Raw genomic sequence first — 19,923 nt, 5'->3', positions numbered from 1 at the left:
GTCTGGGCCTGCACCCCGGTGCTCCCGGTCCCGTCGTCCCTCGCCAGTACACCGGCCACTGCAGGCGGGGCCGGACACGGCCGGCCGGCCCACCAGGCCGCCCTACGCCACTGCCGGGCGTGGAACAGCCGCTTCGCTCACCCCTGGGCCATGCGACCCACGCCACCGCGCAGGCCGTCCCGCAGCGACGGGCCCCGGCGAGGACGCTGCCGAGCCGGAGGCAGCCGCCGCCACGACCGGGGCAGTCACCGAAGCGCGTAGTCATCAGGTGGACCGCGTACCGCGTACCTGTGCTTCTCTCCCCCCTTGAGGCCGGATTCGGCCGCTCGGCGGGTGTGCGCAATCGTTACATCCGCTGAGTTTCAGGCCCTTGACAGGGGTTCGGCCAGAACTGATTATTTAAACCATCTTAAGTAAAGCCGTCTAAGAAAGTGCATGCGGGTGGCTGGAATCGGAAGGAGTGCTACGCCGTGAGTGAGTCCGTCCGTACCGCTGTGGCCGCGGGCCGCCGCCCGCCGCGGGGTCTGTTCGATCTGCCGCCGACGCGGCGCCGGCGGCAGGAGCGAACGAAGGCGCAGACTCAGGACAACCGGGTCCACAATCGTTCGCTCGTCCTGGCGACGCTCTACCGCGAGGGTGCGATGAGTCGCGCCGACCTGTCGCGGGTGTCGAGTCTGACCGCGCCGACGGTCTCCGCGCTGGTGGCCGATCTGGAGGCGGACGGCCTGGTCGCGGACGTCGTGCCCCGCCTGGAGGGCGCCCGGCGTCAGGGGAAGCCGTCGATGCTGGTGGAGATCCAGGACGACGCGGTGAACCTGGTGGTGCTCGACCTGTCGCACGGCGAGTACTTCCGGGGGGCGGTGACGAACCTGCGGGGTGAGGTCGTCGAGCGGTCGCAGGTGGCCGTCGGCGACGCGCTCGGCGAGGCGGCCCACGACCTGGTGAACGAGCTGGTCGCCGATCTGCTGGAGCGTGCTCCCCGACGGGTGTTGGGGATCGGCGTCGGCTCTCCCGGCATCGTCGACGACACGGGCACCGTCCGGCAGGCCGCCCACCTGGAATGGCACGACCTGCCGCTGGCCCGCCGGCTCACCGACCGCTTCGGCATCCCTGCCTACGTCGGCAACGACGTCAACACGGCGGCCCTGGCCGTACTGCACTTCCGCGGCTCCGAGGCGCAGAACCTGATGGTGATCGCCACCGAGCACGGTGTCGGTGCCGGGCTGGTGGTCGGCGGCGAGCTGGTGGCGGGGGAGCAGTTCGCGGCGGGCGAGATCGGACATCTCACGGTCGACGTCGACGTCGACGGCGAGCCGTGCGTCTGCGGACGCCGGGGCTGCCTGGACCCGATGATCGACGCCGGGCATCTGCGAGCACGCCTGGCGGCCACTGCGGACTCCGGGCACGACGCGATCCTGGCCGACGCCGGCCAGGCCCTGGGCACGGTACTCGCCCCGATCGCCTGCGCACTCAACCTGAACGAGATCGTCCTGACCGGGCCCGCCGACCTGATCGACGGCCCGTTACTGCGCGCAGCCGTCGAGACGGTGCAGGCGCGCACGCTCGCCCCGATCGGCGCGTCGTTGACCATCCGGTCACTGGCCGGGGACGACGACCTGATCCTGCTCGGCGGGGCGTGCCTGGTGCTCGCCGCGGAGCTCGGTGTCCTCTGAGCTCCGGCCGACCCACAGATCTCTGGGCCGAGAACACCCGGTGACGCCGCGGCTGCAACCGCTCGTCGCCGGCCCGACCCAGACACCCGTGAGTACTACCCAACAGTCCGGTGATGTTACCCGCCGGACATACTGCTAGGAAATCCCATGAACCACAGATCACGCGGTGCCGCCACGGTCCTCGCCCTGGCCATCGCCGTCGCCCTGAGCGCCTGCGCCAGCACCGGCACGGGTACCTCCGCGGACACCACACCGCAACCCGTCTCCACCGTCAAGGGCGAGGGCAAGACCCTCACCGTCTGGGTGATGGACGGCGACTACTCGGACCCGTCGCTCAAGGCGATCAACGACGCGTTCACGCAGCAGACCGGCGCCAAGGTCGACGTCCAGATCCAGGCCTGGGACGGCATCGACACGAAGGTCACCACCGCGCTGGCCACCTCGAACCCGCCGGACGTGCTGGACCTCGGCAACACCCAGGTCGCCAGCTTCGCCGCCAACGGCGGCCTCAAGGACCTCACCCCCTACGCCGCCGACCTGAGGCAGGGCCAGACCTGGCTGGCGGGTCTGGTCGCCCCCGCGACCGTCGACGACAAGCTCTACGCCGTCCCCGGCTTCGCCGGCGCCCGCGCCGTGATCTACAACAAGACCATGTGGGCCAAGGCCGGCGTCGTCAAGGCCCCGACCACCTTCGCCGAGCTGACCGACGACCTCACCAAGGTCAAGGCCGCCAACCCCGACGCAGACTTCTCCCCGCTCTACCTCCCCGGCCAGAACTGGTACGCGGGCATGCAGTTCGTCTGGGACGCCGGCGGCGACATCGCCGCCGAGACAGGGTCGAAGTGGACCGCGGGCTTCGGCAGTGACAAGGCGCAGGCCGGCCTCGCCGACTTCAAGGCCTTCCAGAACCAGTTCTCCACCGCCGCCTCGCGGACCGTCGACACCGCCACCCCCGACCAGGCCCAGATCTTCGCCGACGGCAAGGCCTCCGCGATCATCGCCTCCGGCGGCTTCGTCGGACGCATCCAGAAGGCCAATCCCAAGCTCACCGACGCCGACCTCGGCACCTTCCCGCTGCCCGGCAAGTCCGGCAAGGCCCAGCCGGTCATGCTCGGCGGTTCCGACTGGGGCATCGCCGCCCGCAGTGCCAACGCCGACCTCGCCCTGCAGTGGACGAAGATCGCCGCCGGCCCGGACATCCAGAGCAAGTGGGTCGTCGGCCACGAGGGCTTCATCCCCAACAGCATCGAGGGCATCAAGGCCGCCACGGCCTCCATCGGCGAGCTGAAGAAGGGCTTCTTCGACGCCGCCCTCAACTCCAAGGCCACCCCCGCCAACGCCAACTGGGCCCATTTGGAAAGCAACAAGGACATCAACAACCTCTTCGTGGCGGTCGCCTCCGGAAGCAAGAGCCCCCAGGAAGCCGCGAGCGCCTTCGACGCCGCGGCGAACACGGCACTCAACGCCGGTCAGTAGCGCCCCCGGGCGCCCCGACGAACCCCCGGGGCGCCCCTCCCGCCCTAGGCCGTGCCTCACCTTTCCCGCCGGGCGCACGACGCGAACGGTGAGGCACGCTCTACGCCGACCGGACAAGAGAACACCAATGACAACCCAACCCATGGCGGGCACGAGCCGCACCAGCAGGCTCCGCCCGTACACCTCCTCCCGCCGTCGCTCCTCGTGGGCCCCGTGGTGGTTGCTGTCCCCGGCGGGTCTGGTGATGCTCACCGTGACCGCCGCGCCGATCGTGTTCCTGATCTACACCTCCTTCACCGACTACAACCAGCGTTCCCTGTTCACCGGCAGTTACCATCTGGTGGGCCTGCGGCAGTACTCCGTGCTGCTCGACGATCCGCAGTTCTGGCGCGCCCTGCTGCGCAGTGTGCTGTTCACGGCCGCGATGGTGGCCGGCAGCGTCGCGGTGGGCACGGCCGTAGCCCAGCTCCTGACCCGTCTTGCCACTGCGATGCGCCTGACGGTGACGATCGTTTTGATCCTTGCCTGGGCGATGCCGACGGTGGCGTCGTCCCTGGTGTGGAAGTGGCTCTTCCAACCCGGCTACGGTGTCGTCAACTGGCTGCTCACCCAGGTCGGGGTGTTCGGTGACATGACCAACACCGACTGGGCCAACGACCCGTTCCTGGCCTACCTGTCGATCTGGCTGCTGATCGTCTGGCAGGCCGTCCCCTTCATCGCGCTGACCCTGTACGCCGCGCTGACCCAACTGCCCCTGGAGCTCCAGGAGGCCGCCCGCCTGGACGGCGCCGGAGAGTTGCGGGTCTGGTGGCACGTGGCCCTGCCCTTCCTGCGCCCCACCCTGATGCTCGTCTCGCTCCTGTCGGTGATCTGGGACTTCAACGTGTTCAACCAGATCTGGCTGGTCTCCGCCGGAGGCCCCGACTCCGCGACCACCACGCTGGGGATCTTCGCCTACCGGACCGCGTTCGTCGCCTTCAGGATCGGCCAGGGCGCAGCCCTGTCGGTCATCACCACCGCCATCCTCGTCGCGATCACCGCCCTCTACATCCGCAACCTGCTGCGCTCCGGGGAGGACCTGTGAACTACCTTCGTACGCGCCGCAGTCGGGCCGGCAATCCGAAGGGCGGTGCGTTCGCCAACACGATCGCGGTCGTGTTCTGCCTGGTGTGGGTCTTTCCGGTGTACTGGATGGTGAACACCGCTTTCAAGCCGCGCTCCGAGGCGATGACCTCGACCCCGTTGTTCGTTCCGAAGTCCCCGACGCTGTCGAACTTCGATGCGGCGGTCAACCAGACCACGTTCTACCGGAACCTGTGGAACAGTCTGATCGTGGTGGGCGGCACGGTGCTGTTGGCCGTGGTGCTGGGGATGTTCGCGGCCGCCGCGTTGTCCAGGTTCAGGTTCCGGGGCAGGCGCGCCATCATGGTGGCGATCCTGGTCGTGCAGATGCTGCCCGGTTCGGCCCTGCTGATCCCGACGTTCCTGGTGTTCAACCGGGTCGGGCTGCTGGGGACCTACGCGGGTCTGATCCTCGCGTACGTCGCCGTGGTGCTGCCGTTCTCCATCTGGGTGATGCGGGGCTTCTTCCTCGCCGTTCCGGTGGAGGTCGAGGAGGCCGCCCGTCTGGACGGCGCCTCCACCTGGCAGATCCTTTACAAGATCCTTTTTCCGCTGGTCGCCCCGGGTGTCGTCGCCTCCAGCATCTTCGCGTTCATCGCGGCCTGGAACGACTACCTGGTGGCCTACACCTTCATGAAGGACCAGGACCAGTACACCCTCCCGGTGTGGCTCGCCTCCTTCAGCACCCCGATCACCGGCACCGACTTCGGCGGCCAGATGGCCGGCTCCGTCATCTTCTCCCTCCCGGTCGTCGTGTTCTTCCTGATCATCCAGCGCAAGCTCGTCTCCGGCGTCTCCGCCGGTGCTGTGAAAGGCTGACCCCACCCCATGCTCCTGCCCCGCCCCGCCTCGCTCCGGACCGGCGAAGGCGAGTTCCTCCTCGACGAGGCCACCGCCATCGCCGCCGGCGATCACCTCACCCCGACCGCCCTGTGGCTCCAGAGCGTCCTGCGTCCCGCCACCGGCCTGGCCCTCCCGATCAGCCCCGTCGCCCGGCGGCCGATCCGTCTGGGGCTTCGCTCGGACCTCGGGCAGGAGGCGTACCGTCTCACCGTCACCGCCGAGTGCGTGCTGATCGAGGGCGGCTCGCAGGCGGGGGTCTTCTACGGCTGTCAGGCGCTGCTCCAACTGCTGCCGCCGGCGGTCCACCGCCGCTCCCGGGCCTGGCTGCAGCGGTGGGCGGTGCCGGCCGTGACGGTGCAGGACGCGCCGAGGTTCCGCTGGCGCGGCGCGATGCTCGATGTCGCACGGCACTTCATGCCCAAGCACGACCTGCTGAGGTTCGTCGACCTGCTCGCGCTGCACCGACTGAACGTCCTGCATCTGCACCTGTCGGACGATCAGGGGTGGCGGGTCGAGATCCGCCGCTACCCCGGGCTGACCGAGGTCGGTGCCTGGCGCCGTGAGTCCCAGCTCGGGGCGCAGGAGGGCGCGCCGGGTGACGGCCGGCCCCACGGCGGCTACTACACCCAGGACGACATCCGGGAGATCGTCGCCTACGCCGCCGAGCGGCACATCACCGTGGTGCCGGAGATCGACGTCCCCGGACACTCCCAGGCGGCCATCGCCGCCTACCCGGCGCTGGGCGTCGGCGGTGAGCCGCTGGAGGTCCACACCCGGTGGGGCGTCAACCCGAACGTCCTCAACACCGAGGAGAGCACGGTCGCGTTCTACTGCGATGTCCTGGATGAGATCACCGACCTCTTCCCCAGCCTGTTCATCGGCATCGGCGGCGACGAGTGCCCCAAGGACCAGTGGCGCGCCGACCCTCGCACCCAGGACCTCATGCGTCAGCGCGGGCTGACGGACGAGAAGCAGTTGCAGTCCTGGTTCATCGGCCGGCTCGGAGAGCACCTCGCCACCCGCGGGCGCCGGGTCTTCGCCTGGGACGACATCCTGGAGGGCCCGGTCCCGGACGGTGCGGTTGTCGCCTCCTGGCGCGGCATGACCGGGGCCCGCACCGCGGCCCGCAGGGGCCACGACGTCGTCTCCTGCCCGGACGACCAGGTCTACCTCGACTACCGCCAGTCCGAGCACCCCGAGGAGCCGATCCCCTTCGCCGTCCCGCTGACCCTCCACGACGCCTACGGCTTCGACCCGGTCCCCCCCGGCCTCGCCCCGCACGAGGCGGCACAGGTCCTCGGTGGCCAGGCCAACATCTGGACCGAGCACATGGACTCCCCGCGCACCGTCGACTACTACGCCTTCCCCCGGCTGTGCGCCATCGCGGAAGCGCTGTGGAGCACCGGCGAACGCGACTTCGAGGACTTCCGCACCCGCCTCGCCGCGCACCTGCCCCGGCTGGAGGCGATCGGTGTCGAATTCCGCCGAGAGACCGGCCCCCTGCCCTGGCAGACCCGGCCCGGCATCGAGGGGAAACCCTCCACCAGGCTTGAGTGGGCCTCCCTTATCGACCAACTGGTCGCCCACATCAAGATCTGAGCGCCCCCCACGGCGCTCAGCTCACCCCCACTCCCCACAAGGTACGGAGAACGCCCCATGTACCGAAGAATGACCGCGGGACGGGCCGGCATCGCCGCCGTCCTCTCCCTGGCGGTGGCCGCAGCCGCGGCCGTGACCCTCACCCCCACCGCCGACGCGGCCAGCGCCCCCGGCACCGTCACCATCGGCGGCAAGTGCCTGGACGACGCCGACTACGGCACCGCCAACGGCGCGACCGTCCAGCTGTTCACCTGCAACGGCGCCACCGCGCAGAACTGGACCTGGCAGGACAACGGCAGCCTCACCGTCACTATCAGCGGCGTCACCAAGTGCCTGGACGTCACCGGCGGCTCCAACGCCACCGGTGCGCTCGTCCAGCTCTACGACTGCGACGTCAGCGCACGCCCCCAGCAGAAGTTCAAGTACCTGCCCGACGGCACCATCTACAGCGCCAAGTCCGGCAAGTGCCTCGCCGTCCAGGGGACCGTCGTCAACTACGCCCGGATCGGCCTCGCCACCTGCGACCCCGCGCAGACCACCCAGAAGTGGGGCTCCACCACCGTCCCCCAGCCCGGCGTCATCCTCACCGCGGGCAACAGCCTCTCCTCCGGCAACGGCAGCGACACCCCGAGCGCGGGCTACACCGACGCCGACGGGAAGTTCTACGTCCAGAACGCCAACGCGGGCTACGGCAACGATGCCAAGGAGTGGCATTTCTACTCGGGCGCGAACTACGACAGCCTCCTCAGCGACCCCATCAGCGATACCCCCGACAACAAGGTCACCATCTCGCGGTGCAACACCAGCCCCACCGGCCTGACCGCCACCTCCACCGGGCCGGGTACCACCTACTCCCAGCCCAACTACTGCGACCTGGCCGGGGTGTGGGTCGACCCCGACACCGGTTGGTGGTACGGCCTGGTCCACAACGAGTTCACCGGCTCGCCCTTCGGCGACGGCTCTCACTTCGACGGCATCGACAACGCCGTCTCCAAGGACCACGGCGCCACCTGGACCATCCAGGAACACGCCCTCACCTCGCCCTACAGCACCACCCGGGGCGACACCGCGGCGTTCCCGAACCAGACGTACTACTACGGCGACGGCGACCAGCGCCTGTTCGTCGATTACGCCTCCGGCTACTTCTACGTCTTCTACGCCACCCGCGTCATTGCCAAGCCCGGCACGACCGGCGGCAACGTCTGGGAGCAGCACGTCGCCCGTGCCCCGATCTCGGGGAAGATGGCGGGCTCCTCCTGGACGAAGTGGTACAACGGCGCCTGGACGACCCCCGGCGTCGGCGGCGCCGAGAGCAACATCATCCCCGCCGACGGCGGCGGCACCGGCTACACCGCACCGAACGAGGACTACAAGCCGTCCACCACCGGCTCAGCCGCCGCCCAGGTCGCCGCCGGCACCATGCCGGACAACTCCCCGCTCACGGTGATGAACATCGCCTGGAACGCCTACCTCGGCAAGTACATCGGCACCCCGCAGAACACCATCGCCCAGAAGAACTACGAGCTGACCAAGAACAACGCGGACATGACCCCCCTGCACTTCTACTCCACCGACGACCTGGCCACCCAGAAGTGGACCGACATGGGCCTGGTCCCGGGCACCGAGAACGCCTCCTGGTACCGGTGGCTGGTCGACTCCGGTAACAAGACCGACGGCACCGTCCTCGGCAAGACCTTCCGCTCCTACTGCAGCACCGACTGCGGGAGCAGCTCGCGGGAGATCACCGTCGCGCCCCGCACCAGCGCCGACCTGCCGTCCCCGGTGGACACCGGTCGGACGTACCAGATCGCCGCGGGCAACGGCCGCTACCTCGACCAGAGTGGCAGCAGCCTGGTGACCAGCGGCACCGCCCCCTCCCAGCAGTGGAGGTTCACCGCCACCGGTGACGGCTTCTACACCATCACCAACACCGCCTCCGGCCAGGCACTGGGCGTCGGCACCGGCAACGCCGGCCGCGCCTGGAGCGCCGCCGTCACCCCCGGCTCCCTCAGCACCCCCGCCGGCATCGGCCAGCAGTGGTCCATCCAGGCCACCCGGACCACGCCCACCCCCAGCGGCGCCTCCACCCCCACCGGCGCCTTCCGGCTCGTCAACCGCTACAGCGGCCTCGCGCTGAGCCTCACCAACCAGGGCGCCCAGTCCGTCCTGACCTCCCCCCAGCGGAACTGGGACAACGCCGGAACCGGCTCCGACACCCGCCCCGCCAACGCCCAGACCCTCACCCTGACCGCCGTCGGCGGCACCGCCGCCAACACCATCACCGTCACCAACCCCGGCAACCGGAGCACGGCCGTCGGCGCCGCCGTCACCCCGCTCCAGATCAGCGCCACCGACTCCGCCACCGGCCAGAGCCTCACCTACTCGGCCACCGGCCTGCCCCCCGGCCTGACCATCAACGCCGGAACCGGCCAGATCACCGGCACCCTGATCAGCGTCGGCACCGTCACGGTCACCGTCACCGCCACCGACACCACCGGCGCCTCCGGCTCCGCCAGCCTCACCTGGACCGTCACCGGCACCGACCTCGCCCAGGGTCGGTTCACCACCGCCTCCTCCGTCGAGGGCAACAGCACCAGCCTCACCGCCGACAAGGCCACCGACGGCTACCCCGGCACCCGCTGGTCCAGCGCCGCCTCCGACCCGCAGTGGCTGCAGGTCGACCTCGGCAGCACCCAGCCCATCAAGGAGGTCAAGCTGACCTGGGAGGCCGCCTACGGAAAGACCTACCAGATCCAGACCTCCAACGACCAAACCAACTGGACCACCATCTACACCACCACCACCGGCGACGGCGGCACCGACGACCTCACCGGCCTCAACGGCTCCGGCCGCTACATCCGCATGACCGGCACCACCCGCGCCCCCACCGGCTACGGCTACTCGCTCTGGTCCTTCCAGGTGTACGGCTGGTAGCGGGACGATTCCGTCATCCGACTTGTGTCTGATCAACGGCTCCAGCAGGACCTCCGCGATCGGTGAACAAGTGACCGCGTAAAGCCCGCAGGCGGGAAGCCGTCCGGCCGGGCCGCGCACAGCTCCGATGGTTCAGGGGTGGCCTTCCAAAGGCACCCCTGAACCACCGGAGTTCGGGCATGTCGGCAGTCCGGCACCACCGGTCTCCTCACGTCGCCCGCCCTGACCCGTGAGTACCCCGCCAGATGTTCCACTACCAGACGACAAGGGAATCCTTCGGGGCGGCCGATCAAACAGCCCTCGCAGATCACCCGGAACTTTGGAAGGTACAGAACTGTCCCACCGGGATTGTCCGGAGCGTGCGCCGCATCGAGGTTTCGCCGTTCGAGTAGCACCGCATCGCCGAATGCGGAGAGACCGCCTGAGCTGCCGGTATGAAAGCGGCAGAGATTTTCTCGGCGAGAGTCTCCGCCAGGTCACAGGAACTGCGCGCATTCATGAGATCGTGCACGAGTTACGTATTCTCTGGAAACGGCAGGTTCGCATGGTGTTTCCCTCCGACTCCTTACATTCAGGGCGCTCATTGCGAAGGATGGCAACATCATTCACCTTTCCGAGGAGTTCACGGGCATGACTACCGTTCGGTTCCCGAAGCGCACCCGGCGCACCTTCACCGCCCTCGCGAGCACGGTGGCCCTTTCCGCCGGATCGCTCGGCGCCTGGGCCGCCACCGGCGGCACCGCTCAGGCTGCCACCCTTCCGACCCCGGACCACATCGTGGTCGTGGTGATGGAGAACCACGCCTACTCGCAGGTCGTCGACAGCGCCAACGCGCCGTACATCAACAACACCCTCAAGGCCGGCGGGGCCAGCCTCACCCAGTCGTACGGCATCACCCACCCCAGCGAGCCCAACTACTACCAGCTGTTCTCGGGCTCCAACCAGGGCCGCACCGACGACAGCTGCGTGTCCGTCGGCTCGATGTCCGCACCGAACCTGGCCTCCGAGCTGATCGCCGCTGGCAAGACCTGGGCCAGCTACAACGAGGGCCTGCCCAGCCAGGGTTCGACCGTGTGCGGCAGCGGCGACTACGCACAGAAGCACAACCCGTGGTTCGGCTTCAACAACGTGCCGACCAACACGGCGAAGACCATGACACAGTTCCCGACGACCGACTTCACGACGCTGCCGAAGATCTCCTTCGTCGTCCCGGACCTCTGCAACGACATGCACGACTGCTCGGTCGGCACCGGCGACAGCTGGATCCAGAACAACCTCGGCGCCTACGCGACCTGGGCCAAGACCCACAACAGCATGCTCGTCGTCACCTTCGACGAGGACAACCGCCTCGCCGGCAACCGCATCCCGACCGTGTTCTACGGCGCGAACGTCACCCCCGGCAGCTCCACCGCCACCACCTACAACCACTACAACGTGCTGCGCACTCTTGAGGACCTGGCCGGCCTGACCAGCCACGCGGGCAACGCCGCGACCGCCTCCGCCATCACCGGCATCTGGACCACCGGCACCGGCAACACCGTCACCGTCACCAACCCCGGCGCCCGGAGCACGGCCGCCGGCACCGCCGTCACCCCGGTCCAGATCAGCGCCACCGACTCCGCCACCGGCCAGAGCCTCACCTACTCGGCCACCGGCCTGCCCACCGGCCTGACCATCAACGCCGGAACCGGCCAGATCACCGGCACCCCGACCAGCGTCGGGACCGCCACGGTCACCGTCACCGCCACCGACACCACCGGCGCCTCCGGCTCCGCCACCTTCACCTGGACCGTCACCAGCACCGACCTCGCCCAGGGTCGGTTCACCACCGCCTCCTCCGTCGAGGGCAACAGCACCAACCTCACCGCCGACAAGGCCACCGACGGCACCACCGCCACCCGCTGGTCCAGCGACTACTCCGACCCGCAGTGGCTGCAGGTCGACCTCGGCACCACCCAGCCCATCAAGGAAGTCAAGCTGACCTGGGAGGCCGCCTACGGCAAGGCCTACCAGATCCAGACCTCCAACGACCAAACCAACTGGACCACCATCTACACCACCACCACCGGCGACGGCGGCACCGACGACCTCACCGGCCTCACCGGCTCCGGCCGCTACATCCGGATGACCGGCACCACCCGCGGCACCGTCTACGGCTACTCGCTCTGGTCCTTCCAGGTGTACGGCTTCTAGCAAGCCCGGACGATCGCCATCCGACCTGGCTGACCAACGGTCTCTGCGGGACTTCCGTGGCCGGTGATCGAGTGATCACGTGAGTCCGCAAGCCCGCGCTCTCCAGCCGGACCGCCACACACGCACCACGGCTCCGGTGGTTCGGGGTGACCTTCCCACGGCGCCCCGAACCACCGGAGCTCGGACGTGCCAGACGTTCCACCACCGAGACGGCAAAAGGAAACCTTTCCTTTGGCCTGCGGCGACTTCGCCGTTTCTTCAATGCCGTCAGGCGTTCCGACGCCCGTCACGTCCGATCCGCAAGACGCGGTACCCGTACCGGGAACCCACCCACACGCACCTGGGAGCGAATCCATGCCTCATCAGCAGCCGGCGCCGAGAAGCAGCGCACCACGACCGGCGGGGCGCCACCACAAGGTCGTCCGCATATCGGCTGTCGCGGCGGCCTCAGCCGCGACGCTGACCGTCGGCGTCCTGGCAGTCGTCGGCTTCGCGAACGGTGAAGGCGGCGAAGCGACGACCACGTCGCAGGCCGCCGGTCCGGCACCGCTCGTACAGACGTCCGCCTCGTCATCCCCTGGCGCAGCCACCCCTTCGGCTTTGCCCAGCCCGTCGGCCTCGGGGCCGTCCTCGGACGCCGTGGGTCCCGCCTCAGCGGCGCCGTCGGGGAGCGCGGTGAAAGTCCTGCCGTCGCCGGCCGGCGTGCCGTCTTCCAAAGCCGTGCCGAGTCCCGCAGGCATCACACGGCCGCCGACGCCGAAGCCGACAACCGGGGCGTCGGCGGCGTCGGCCCAGTTGTCGGCTGACGAGTTGAAACTGCTGGATCTGCTCAATGAAAGGCGCCGGGCCATGGGGTTGGTGGAGGTGCACCTCAGAAACATCGAGGTCCAGGAAGCCGACGCCTGCGCACAGAAGAGTCTGGCGAACCATTCCCTGAGCCACTGCGGTCACGAGGACCTGTTCGCGGGATCCAAGAGCAACACCCCCGAACAGATCATGGACGCCTGGTTCAAGAGCCCCCTGCACAAGGAGGCACTCACCTACGCCAGCTCCCGCAACGCCGGCCCGGCCATCGCCATCGACAGCAGCGGCAACCTCGTCGCCGCCTTCAACATCGACTACTGACCCCCGCGGCGCCCGACTTCGCGAACGACCGCGCGCACCCTCGGCCGAACAGGTGCGCGCGTCGCGAGCCGTGGTGACGGCTCGCGAAGGCACCACCACCTTCCTGTTCGACGCCACGCGCGTGCTGCCGGATGCTCCGCTTGGACGACGGGGGGCCGGGGTGTGACGGGCAGCGTAGCGGCTGTCCGCCCACACCACGGCTGTTGTCAGCGGTGCAGGAAGGCGATTCTTCGGGCCCGTTGATCAGTGCGACGCCGGCGCCGGCGGTGCGCGGCCGGGCCGGTGTGCGAAGCGGGCGGCATCTTGAGGATGCAGTGCCGCAGGGATGCTGCCACTTCCTCTGCTGCCGGAGGACTCTCATGTGGGGATCGTCTGCTCGGCCCAGATGATCTTTCCGGTGGCCAGGTAGCGGGTGCCCCAGCGTTCGGCGAGTTGTGCGACGAGGAACAGGCCTCGTCCGCCTTCGTCGGTGGTGGCTGCGTAGCGCAGGTGCGGTGAGGTGCTGCTGGTGTCGGAGACCTCGCAGATGAGGTTGCGGTCGTGAAGGAGGCGGACCCGGATGGGGGCGCTGCCGTAGCGGATGGCGTTGGTGACCAGTTCGCTGAGGATGAGCGTGGTGGCGAAGACCGCGTCGTCCAGGCCCCACTGCGCGAGTCGGTCCACCGCTCGCTTCCGTATGTCGGCCACTGTGGCCGGGTCCGGGGTGACGTCCCATTCGGCGATCTGGTCATCGGCCAGTGCGTGGGTGCGCGCGACGAGCAGCGCGACGTCGTCGGTGGGATGGGCGGGCAGCAGGGCGTCGAGTACGGCCGTGCAGGTGTCCTCGGGTTCTCGGTCGCCGTTGCTCAGGGCGTCACGGAGCAGTGCCATGCTCTGGTCGATGTCGCGGTGGCGGCTCTTGATGAGTCCGTCGGTGTACAGCACCAGTTGGCTGCCCTCGGGCAGCTGCAGTGCGGTGCTTTCGAAGGGCAGGGACGCGAGGCCGAGCGGTGGGCCGGCCGGTACGTCGGCGAACTCCACGGTTCCGTCCGGCAGGATGATCGCGGGCGGCAGGTGCGCGGCCCGGGCCATGGTGCAGATGCGGGTGGCCGGGTCGTAGACGGCGTACAGGCAGGTGGCGCCGGTGACGGCCGTGGTGCCGTCGGTGGGCGTCTGGCCCTGGTCGATCCGCGCGACCAGGTCGTCCAGGTGCCACAGGAGCTCGTCGGGCGCGAGGTCCAGGGCGGAGAAGTTGTGGACCGCGGTGCGCAGGCGGCCCATGGTGGCGGCGGCGTGCAGGCCGTGGCCGACCACGTCTCCCACGGACAGGGCGACGCGGGCGCCCGGAAGGGGGATGACGTCGAACCAGTCGCCGCCCACCCCGGACTGGGCGGGCAGGTAGCGGTAGGCGAGGTCGAGAGCGTTCTGTTCGGGCAGGGCGCGGGGGAGCAGGCTGCGCTGCAAGGTGAAGGCCACCGCGTGCTCGCGGGTGTAGCGGCGGGCGTTGTCGATGGATACCGCCGCTCGGGCGACCAGTTCCTCGACGAGTGAGAGGTCGTCTTCCTCGAACGGTTCGGGCTTCTCGCAGCGCCAGAAGGTGACCATGCCGAGCAGGATGCCGCGGGCGCCCAACGGAACGGCGATGCGCGAATGGATCCCGAAGTCGAGAACGTCCTGGGCTCGCGCAGGGTCCTGGGCGCGCCACTCGGTGGCGGTGCGCAGGTGCGGTTCGAGCACGGCCTGCCCGTGACCGAAGGCCCACGCCGGCGCTGTGCTGGCGACCAGCTGGAAGGAGCTTCCCGTCGGGATGAAGGGATGGTCCGCGCTGATGCCGTGAACAGCTACCCGGTACATCCGCCCGCTGGCGTCCGCCGGCGGCTCCTCTCCGAGCAGGACACAGTCCACCAGGTCGACCGTGACGTAGTCGGCGAACTGCGGGACGGGCACCTGAGCCAGTTCCTCGGCGGTGAGTGTCACATCGAGCGTGGTACCGACGCCCCCGGTGGCGTCGTACAGCAGCTTGAGGCGTTTGCGTGCCGCCTCGGCCCTGTGCGAGAGGAGCTTCAGCTCGGTGGAGTCGCGCAAGGTGGCCACGCCGCCGGGAGGTCCCCCGTCGCGGCCGGTCGGCCAGTTGTTCACCGCCAGTAGTCGGTCGCCGACGCTCAGCACCTCGTTGGTGACCACGTGTCCCGGCGCCAGCATGTCGAGCGTGGCGCGGTCCACGCCCAGGTCGGCAAGGCTCTTCCCCTCGACGTTCTCGGGCAGAGCCAGCAGTCGGCGCGCTTCGTCGTTGATCACGGTGATCCGGCCCTGCGCGTCGAAGCCCACCACACCCTCACCGATGCCGTGCAGCATCGCCTCGCGGTCCTGCAGCAGGCCGGCGATCTCGTCCAGCTCGAGTCCGAAGGTGCTCCGCTTCAGCCGGGCGGCCAGCAGGACGGACGCGACGGCTCCGATCGCCAGGGCGATACCGGCGTAAAGGCCGAACGTGGGCAGTTCCTGCCAGAGCTCGCTGGTCACCTGCTCCTGCGGGATACCCGCCGAGACCTCCCCCACGAGACGGTCGTCCGGCCCGTACAGCGGAGCCTTGCCGTTGGCCGACCGGCCGGTCGCGCCCACATCGATGGTCGTGTGCGATTTCCCGTCCAGCACCGCGATCGGCTCGGAGACTGCTTGACCGATCAGCTCCGGGTGGGGATGCGAATAGCGAACGCGGTTCAGGCCGATCACCACCACGTAGGAAGCCCCGGACGCGGTCGCGATGCGCTGCGCCTGACTCTGTACGACGCCATCGCGCTGTGGCGGGGCCCCGGACGCCATCGTGCTGCGGATCAGCGGATCCGACGCCGCGACCTGCGCGATCGAGACAGCCTGCTTCTGGTAGAGAACATCCAGCTGGGCACGCTGGGCCAGGGCCAGCAGGACAAACCCGATCACGCTCGTCACCGTGAGGATCGCCAGCAGGGCAAGGAGAATGCGAGCGGAGAGCCTGCGCTTGCGCACCTGTGCCCCGGACCGCCTCCACGGCCATCGACGTCCGGACTGCCGGAGCACGTCACTGCTCCCTCCGCCCCGGCATACCGGGGGATCGGGCTCATCTTCATAGCCATTATCGGTTGTCTGCCCCACCGCGGCGTCCCAGGCCCTCTTCGGCAGTCGACCCGCCGGCGCCGACCGGCCGCCGGTCAGGGCGCAGCGTGCCGACCTCGGGGGTCTGGAGGGCTTCGGCGATGATGACTTCGCGGCGCCCGGCTGCAGCCGGTCCACCTCGCCGTGGATCAGGTCGTGGGAGGCGTTGTCCCCAGCGCCAGCACGCCGGCGACGCGGGCCGCCTCCGGAGCGTTTCGCCTTGTGGCCCTTGCCGCGCGGTGCGACGGTGCGCGGGTCGATTGGCTCGGAGGGGGCTCGGGTGGAGTAGGGGCGGTCGGGTTGTTCGTCCCGGTCGTGAGGCAGCAGCCACGCGGCCACGCGCCAAGGACATCCGGTGGATCATTGCCCGGCATGTCGCGCCCGATGTGGCTCCGTCCTCTCGGGTGGCCGCGCGCTTGCCAGAAGGCCGCGGGGACCGGGGCAACCCGCCCGGACCGTTCCGACGGCCTTCTGGCATCCGGTGGGCTGCGATCGAGCCCGGCAGGTGGCTACTGCGGCAGCGTCCAGATCTGGTTGGCCGTGTTGTAGCCGCAGCCTTCCAACTCCACAGGCGTGCCGTCGGCTGTGCTGGCGCCCCTGATACCAAGGCACAGTCCGCCGGGGACGTGGCTGATCAGATTGCCGGCGAGGGTGTAGGTCCAGGCCTGGTTCGGGTTGCCGGTGCAGGGCCACAGGATCCCCAGTGTGCCCGCTCCGCCGGACGCGGCGTCGTCCAGGCACTTGCCGGCCAGACGCAGGGTGCCGTCTCCCGGGACCGTCCAGTTCTGGGAGGCGCTACCGTTGCAGGCCGAGCTGACCACGGGGGTCCCGTTGCTGGTAGCGCCGTTCTGCACGGTGAGGCAGGTGCCCTGATTGGCAGCCGTGGTGAAGACGTGCAGTTCACCGGTCGCCTGGGACACCGGCAGCTGGAACTGCTGATTGCCCTGGGCGTTGCCGCAGGGCCAGGTGTCCAGGGTGGTGCCGCCCACCCCGCCGAACACGTCCAGGCAGAGGCTGTTGGAGCTGTTCACCAGGTTGCCGGTGGCCGAGTAGGTCCACTTCTGGACCGCCGCGCCGGGCGAACAGGTGGCCACCTTGACAGCGGCTCCGTTGGCGCCGGTCGCCGCCAGGCAGGTGCTGCCGTTGTGGATGGTGCCGTCACCCGTCAGGCTGAAACGCTGTCCGGCCTCCCCGGTGCAGGGTGCGAGCCCGGCGGGGGTACCCGCTGTGCCGTCGCCGACCGAGGCGCAGCCGGAGGTGCTGTTGATCGCCCCGGTCACCTGGGAGGACGGTGAGGTCGTGCCACAACCGTACGGGCTGCTCACCCGGTAGATCGCGGTGCCGTTGGCCGGGAGCGAGGCGCTGATCGCGGTGGTCGCGCCTGCCGTGGTCGTCGTGCCGGCGGTCAGGTCCTTCACGCTGTAGTTGCACGGTGCGGTCGCGGTGTAGCCGACCTGGGTCAGGGTGGTGGAGAGGTTCTGCGCGCTGCCGGTCCTGTTGTAGATCGCGAACGCGCGGTCGCCGTTGGCCAGCGGGCGGGCCAGTACGTCGGTGGTGGCGGTCCTGGAGACCACGGTCGCCGCGGCCCCGAGTGGGTCCTGGTCGACGCCGAGGATCGCGCTGTTGCCCAGGATCGTGACCGTGGCGGGGTCGATCAGCTTGGTGGCGTCGCTGCTGACGATGAGCGGCGCGGCCATCATCGACCAGAGGGCGACCTGGGTCCTCTGCTGCTCCGGCGTCAGGATGGCGTCGCCGGCCAGCAGAAAGTCGGGGTCGTTCCACGAGTTCGGTCCGGAGTAGCGCGCCAACGGCCAGTTGTACTGGTAGTTGGTGTTCATGAAGCCGTTGGCGTATCCGGGGCTCGCGGTCGAGGTCCACATGGCCATGTCGTCGCCTTCACGCCACAGCTGACCGATTTGCTTGGAGGTGGCCAGCGAGGCGTACCAGTCGGACTTGTTCGTCTGGCCGATGTAGAAGTACGCCGGCTCGGACACCGAGTAGGTCATCGGGCGGCCGGTCTGCGCGATGGCCTGGGCCATCGCCGTGTACGCGGCGTCGTAGGCCTGCAGCTTGGTCCGGCCGCTGGGCACGTACTGGTTGCAGCCGTCCAGTTTGACGTAGTCCACACCCCAGGAAGCGAAGTCGTTCGCGTCCACGACGTAGTGGTCCGGGCTGCTGGCCGACGCGCCGCTGCCCGGCTGTCCTGTACAGGTGGCGAAGCCGGAGTCCTGGTAGATCCCGAACTTCAGACCGCGGGCGTGGAAGTAGTCCCCGAGGGCCTTCATTCCGCCGGGGAACCTCGCCGTGTCGGCGGCCAGTTGCCCGTCGGCACTGCGGCTGCGGGCCATCCAGCAGTCGTCCACCGTGACGGTCGTGTAGCCCTTGGTAGCCAGTCCGCTGCTGACCAGGTTGTCCGCGACCGTGTGGAACAGCGCTTCTGACGGGCCGACGTGCCCCGTGTACGGGTTGTTCGCAGCGCACCCGTAGTGCGCCCAGTTGTTCCAGCCCATCGGCGGTGTCACCGCCAGCGGGCTGCCGGTCGGGGCGCCCGGCGTCGTCGCCGCGTGTGCGGTCGAGGTCGAGGTCGGGGTGAGCAGCGAGGCTGCGAGTGCCGTGATCGTGCATGCGGCTGTGGCGGCCACACGCAGGGCTCTGAGGCGGGGTGGATTTCGCATGACTCTTCTGGTGCTCCTGATCGTTGGTCTCAGGCCGGCCGGAAGGCTCGGCCTCCTCAGGTGCCGGTAGGTCTTGGCCCCTGGGTGGCTTCCGACCTCCGTGGAGCTGTGTGCTGGCAGAGCGCAACAGCGGGTGTGTCGGCAGCCGTCCCTCGGGCCGCTGAGAACAGAGGGCTGCTCGGTCCGATCGCTTCTGTTGATCCGGTCTGGAATCGCGGAGTTGCCCAGCGAAGTGCCGGACGCGCCAGCAGCTCGTCCTCGACGCCGGGCCGTACGGCCTGGGATCGCCTGCCCCTTGGAAGAGTCCAATCCAACGGGACATGACATAATCTGCTCGGGGATGAGCCTCAGTCAACAACAACGAGCATCTTGAGCTCACTTTCTAAGCAGTGAGCGTCCGCACATCCACGCTGTGCATCCAGTACGGGCGAGTCGGCCGGTCTGGCAGTCCGGTGCGATCCATGCGCCAGGCTCCGGCGGCGCCACGTGAGCTGGTGTCCGGTATCGGGCCCGCATCGGGTGGCCGGCGCCGGTGAAGACGGTGAGCAAGCGCAACGAGCACGAGCCGGAGGCCGTGCTCGTGCTCGTGCGCTTGCCCGACGGGCGGCAGGAGATTCCCTCACCGCGCCTGACCGTTGCCCTGGCCCCGGCAGTCGTAGGCCGACTCGAACCGGCGGCCGCGGGCGCCGCGCGGGTCCACCGGGTGGCCGAGCCGCAGTGCGAGACCGAGGTCCGCACGTGCGCGGGATGCAGGAGCCCCACCAGGCCGAACACCCACTCACCGGCATGTCGAGGGCCTGGCAGAGGTCGTGCTTCATGCCCATCCCGTCAACTTCCCCTTCCGGCACGAGCCGGTGCTGCGGGGGCGGGCGGGTGCGGCCCCCGCAGGGTCACTCCAAGTACGCCGGTGCCACTGCCGCGCCGAGGAGCTCGGTGGCCGCGCCGCTGCCGTCGGCGGGGACGGTCCACAGGTCGGCGCCGAAGTCGCCGGGCAGGGCGTAGACCAGGGTGGAGGAGTCCGACCAGAGGGCCTGGTCGTCGATGCTGCGCTGTTCGGCGGTCGCGGTCTCCGTCATGGTGGCCAGGTCCAGCACGTACAGCCGCCAGGGCGCGGCGTCGTCGACCCCGGTCACCCGCTTCTTGTAGGCGATCCTGGTGCCGTCGGGCGACAGGGA

At 69.3% G+C, this 19,923-nt stretch carries 11 protein-coding genes and 3 pseudogenes; 9 read left to right on the top strand and 5 right to left on the bottom strand.

Going from position 1 to position 19,923, the window contains the following annotated elements; all coding sequences use genetic code 11:
* The first annotated feature begins 470 nt into the window (after window positions 1–470).
* From ACFTWP_RS36940 to ACFTWP_RS36905, 8 genes and pseudogenes are all read left to right on the top strand, one after another.
* Window positions 471–1,673: an ROK family protein gene (locus ACFTWP_RS36940; protein ID WP_380269472.1), complete on the top strand. Its 1,203-nt coding sequence runs from the start codon at window positions 471–473 to the stop codon at window positions 1,671–1,673.
* A 147-nt stretch (window positions 1,674–1,820) separates the two neighbouring features.
* The gene (locus tag ACFTWP_RS36935; RefSeq protein ID WP_380269471.1) at window positions 1,821–3,149 is read left to right on the top strand and encodes an extracellular solute-binding protein; all 1,329 of its coding nucleotides are present in this window, start codon (window positions 1,821–1,823) and stop codon (window positions 3,147–3,149) included.
* 127 nt (window positions 3,150–3,276) lie between these two features.
* Entirely contained in the window at window positions 3,277–4,233 is a 957-nt protein-coding gene (locus tag ACFTWP_RS36930; protein WP_380269470.1) for a carbohydrate ABC transporter permease, read from the top strand.
* A complete protein-coding gene (locus ACFTWP_RS36925; protein WP_380269469.1) occupies window positions 4,230–5,090 on the top strand; it encodes a carbohydrate ABC transporter permease in 861 nt (286 codons plus the stop codon). Before ACFTWP_RS36930 ends, ACFTWP_RS36925 begins: the two co-directional genes overlap by 4 nt.
* Before the next feature lie 9 nt (window positions 5,091–5,099).
* A complete protein-coding gene (locus ACFTWP_RS36920) occupies window positions 5,100–6,713 on the top strand; it encodes a beta-N-acetylhexosaminidase (RefSeq protein WP_380269468.1) in 1,614 nt (537 codons plus the stop codon).
* Window positions 6,714–6,770: 57 nt separating this feature from the next.
* Window positions 6,771–9,647, top strand: coding sequence for a ricin-type beta-trefoil lectin domain protein (locus ACFTWP_RS36915; RefSeq protein WP_380269467.1), 2,877 nt, complete (start codon window positions 6,771–6,773; stop codon window positions 9,645–9,647).
* Window positions 9,648–10,277: 630 nt separating this feature from the next.
* A pseudogene (locus ACFTWP_RS36910) lies at window positions 10,278–11,168 on the top strand (alkaline phosphatase family protein); the annotation flags it as partial.
* Window positions 11,151–11,840 carry a discoidin domain-containing protein gene (locus tag ACFTWP_RS36905; protein WP_380269500.1) on the top strand — a complete coding sequence of 230 codons (690 nt, stop codon included), beginning with the start codon at window positions 11,151–11,153 and terminating at the stop codon, window positions 11,838–11,840. The pseudogene ACFTWP_RS36910 and the gene ACFTWP_RS36905, both read left to right, overlap by 18 nt.
* 362 nt (window positions 11,841–12,202) lie before the next feature.
* On the opposite strand, the gene ACFTWP_RS36900 is transcribed toward ACFTWP_RS36905, so the two are convergent.
* Window positions 12,203–12,691 (bottom strand): hypothetical protein, encoded by a 489-nt coding sequence (locus ACFTWP_RS36900; RefSeq protein WP_380269466.1) that lies wholly within the window; start codon window positions 12,689–12,691, stop codon window positions 12,203–12,205.
* Here ACFTWP_RS36900 and ACFTWP_RS36895 point away from each other — a divergent pair.
* Entirely contained in the window at window positions 12,690–12,965 is a 276-nt protein-coding gene (locus tag ACFTWP_RS36895) for a hypothetical protein (protein WP_380269465.1), read from the top strand. The genes ACFTWP_RS36900 and ACFTWP_RS36895 overlap by 2 nt on opposite strands.
* A 357-nt stretch (window positions 12,966–13,322) precedes the next feature.
* Here ACFTWP_RS36895 and ACFTWP_RS36890 read toward each other — a convergent pair whose 3' ends face one another.
* The 4 genes and pseudogenes from ACFTWP_RS36890 to ACFTWP_RS36875 all read right to left on the bottom strand — a co-directional run.
* Window positions 13,323–15,881 carry a SpoIIE family protein phosphatase gene (locus ACFTWP_RS36890; RefSeq protein WP_380269499.1) on the bottom strand — a complete coding sequence of 853 codons (2,559 nt, stop codon included), beginning with the start codon at window positions 15,879–15,881 and terminating at the stop codon, window positions 13,323–13,325.
* Between the two features lie 390 nt (window positions 15,882–16,271).
* Window positions 16,272–16,412, bottom strand: a pseudogene (locus ACFTWP_RS36885) (DUF6009 family protein); the annotation flags it as partial.
* A gap of 170 nt (window positions 16,413–16,582) precedes the next feature.
* On the bottom strand, window positions 16,583–18,715 hold the full coding sequence (locus tag ACFTWP_RS36880) for a ricin-type beta-trefoil lectin domain protein (protein ID WP_380269464.1): 2,133 nt from the start codon (window positions 18,713–18,715) through the stop codon (window positions 16,583–16,585).
* Window positions 18,716–19,638: 923 nt separating this feature from the next.
* Window positions 19,639–19,923 (bottom strand): annotated as a pseudogene (locus ACFTWP_RS36875) (TolB-like translocation protein); the annotation flags it as partial.

This window comes from Kitasatospora sp. NPDC057015 (genome assembly GCF_042673745.1).
Lineage (GTDB): Bacteria > Actinomycetota > Actinomycetes > Streptomycetales > Streptomycetaceae > Kitasatospora.
Note: the sequence above shows the minus strand (reverse complement) of the source record. Positions and strands in the feature narration are given on the sequence as shown.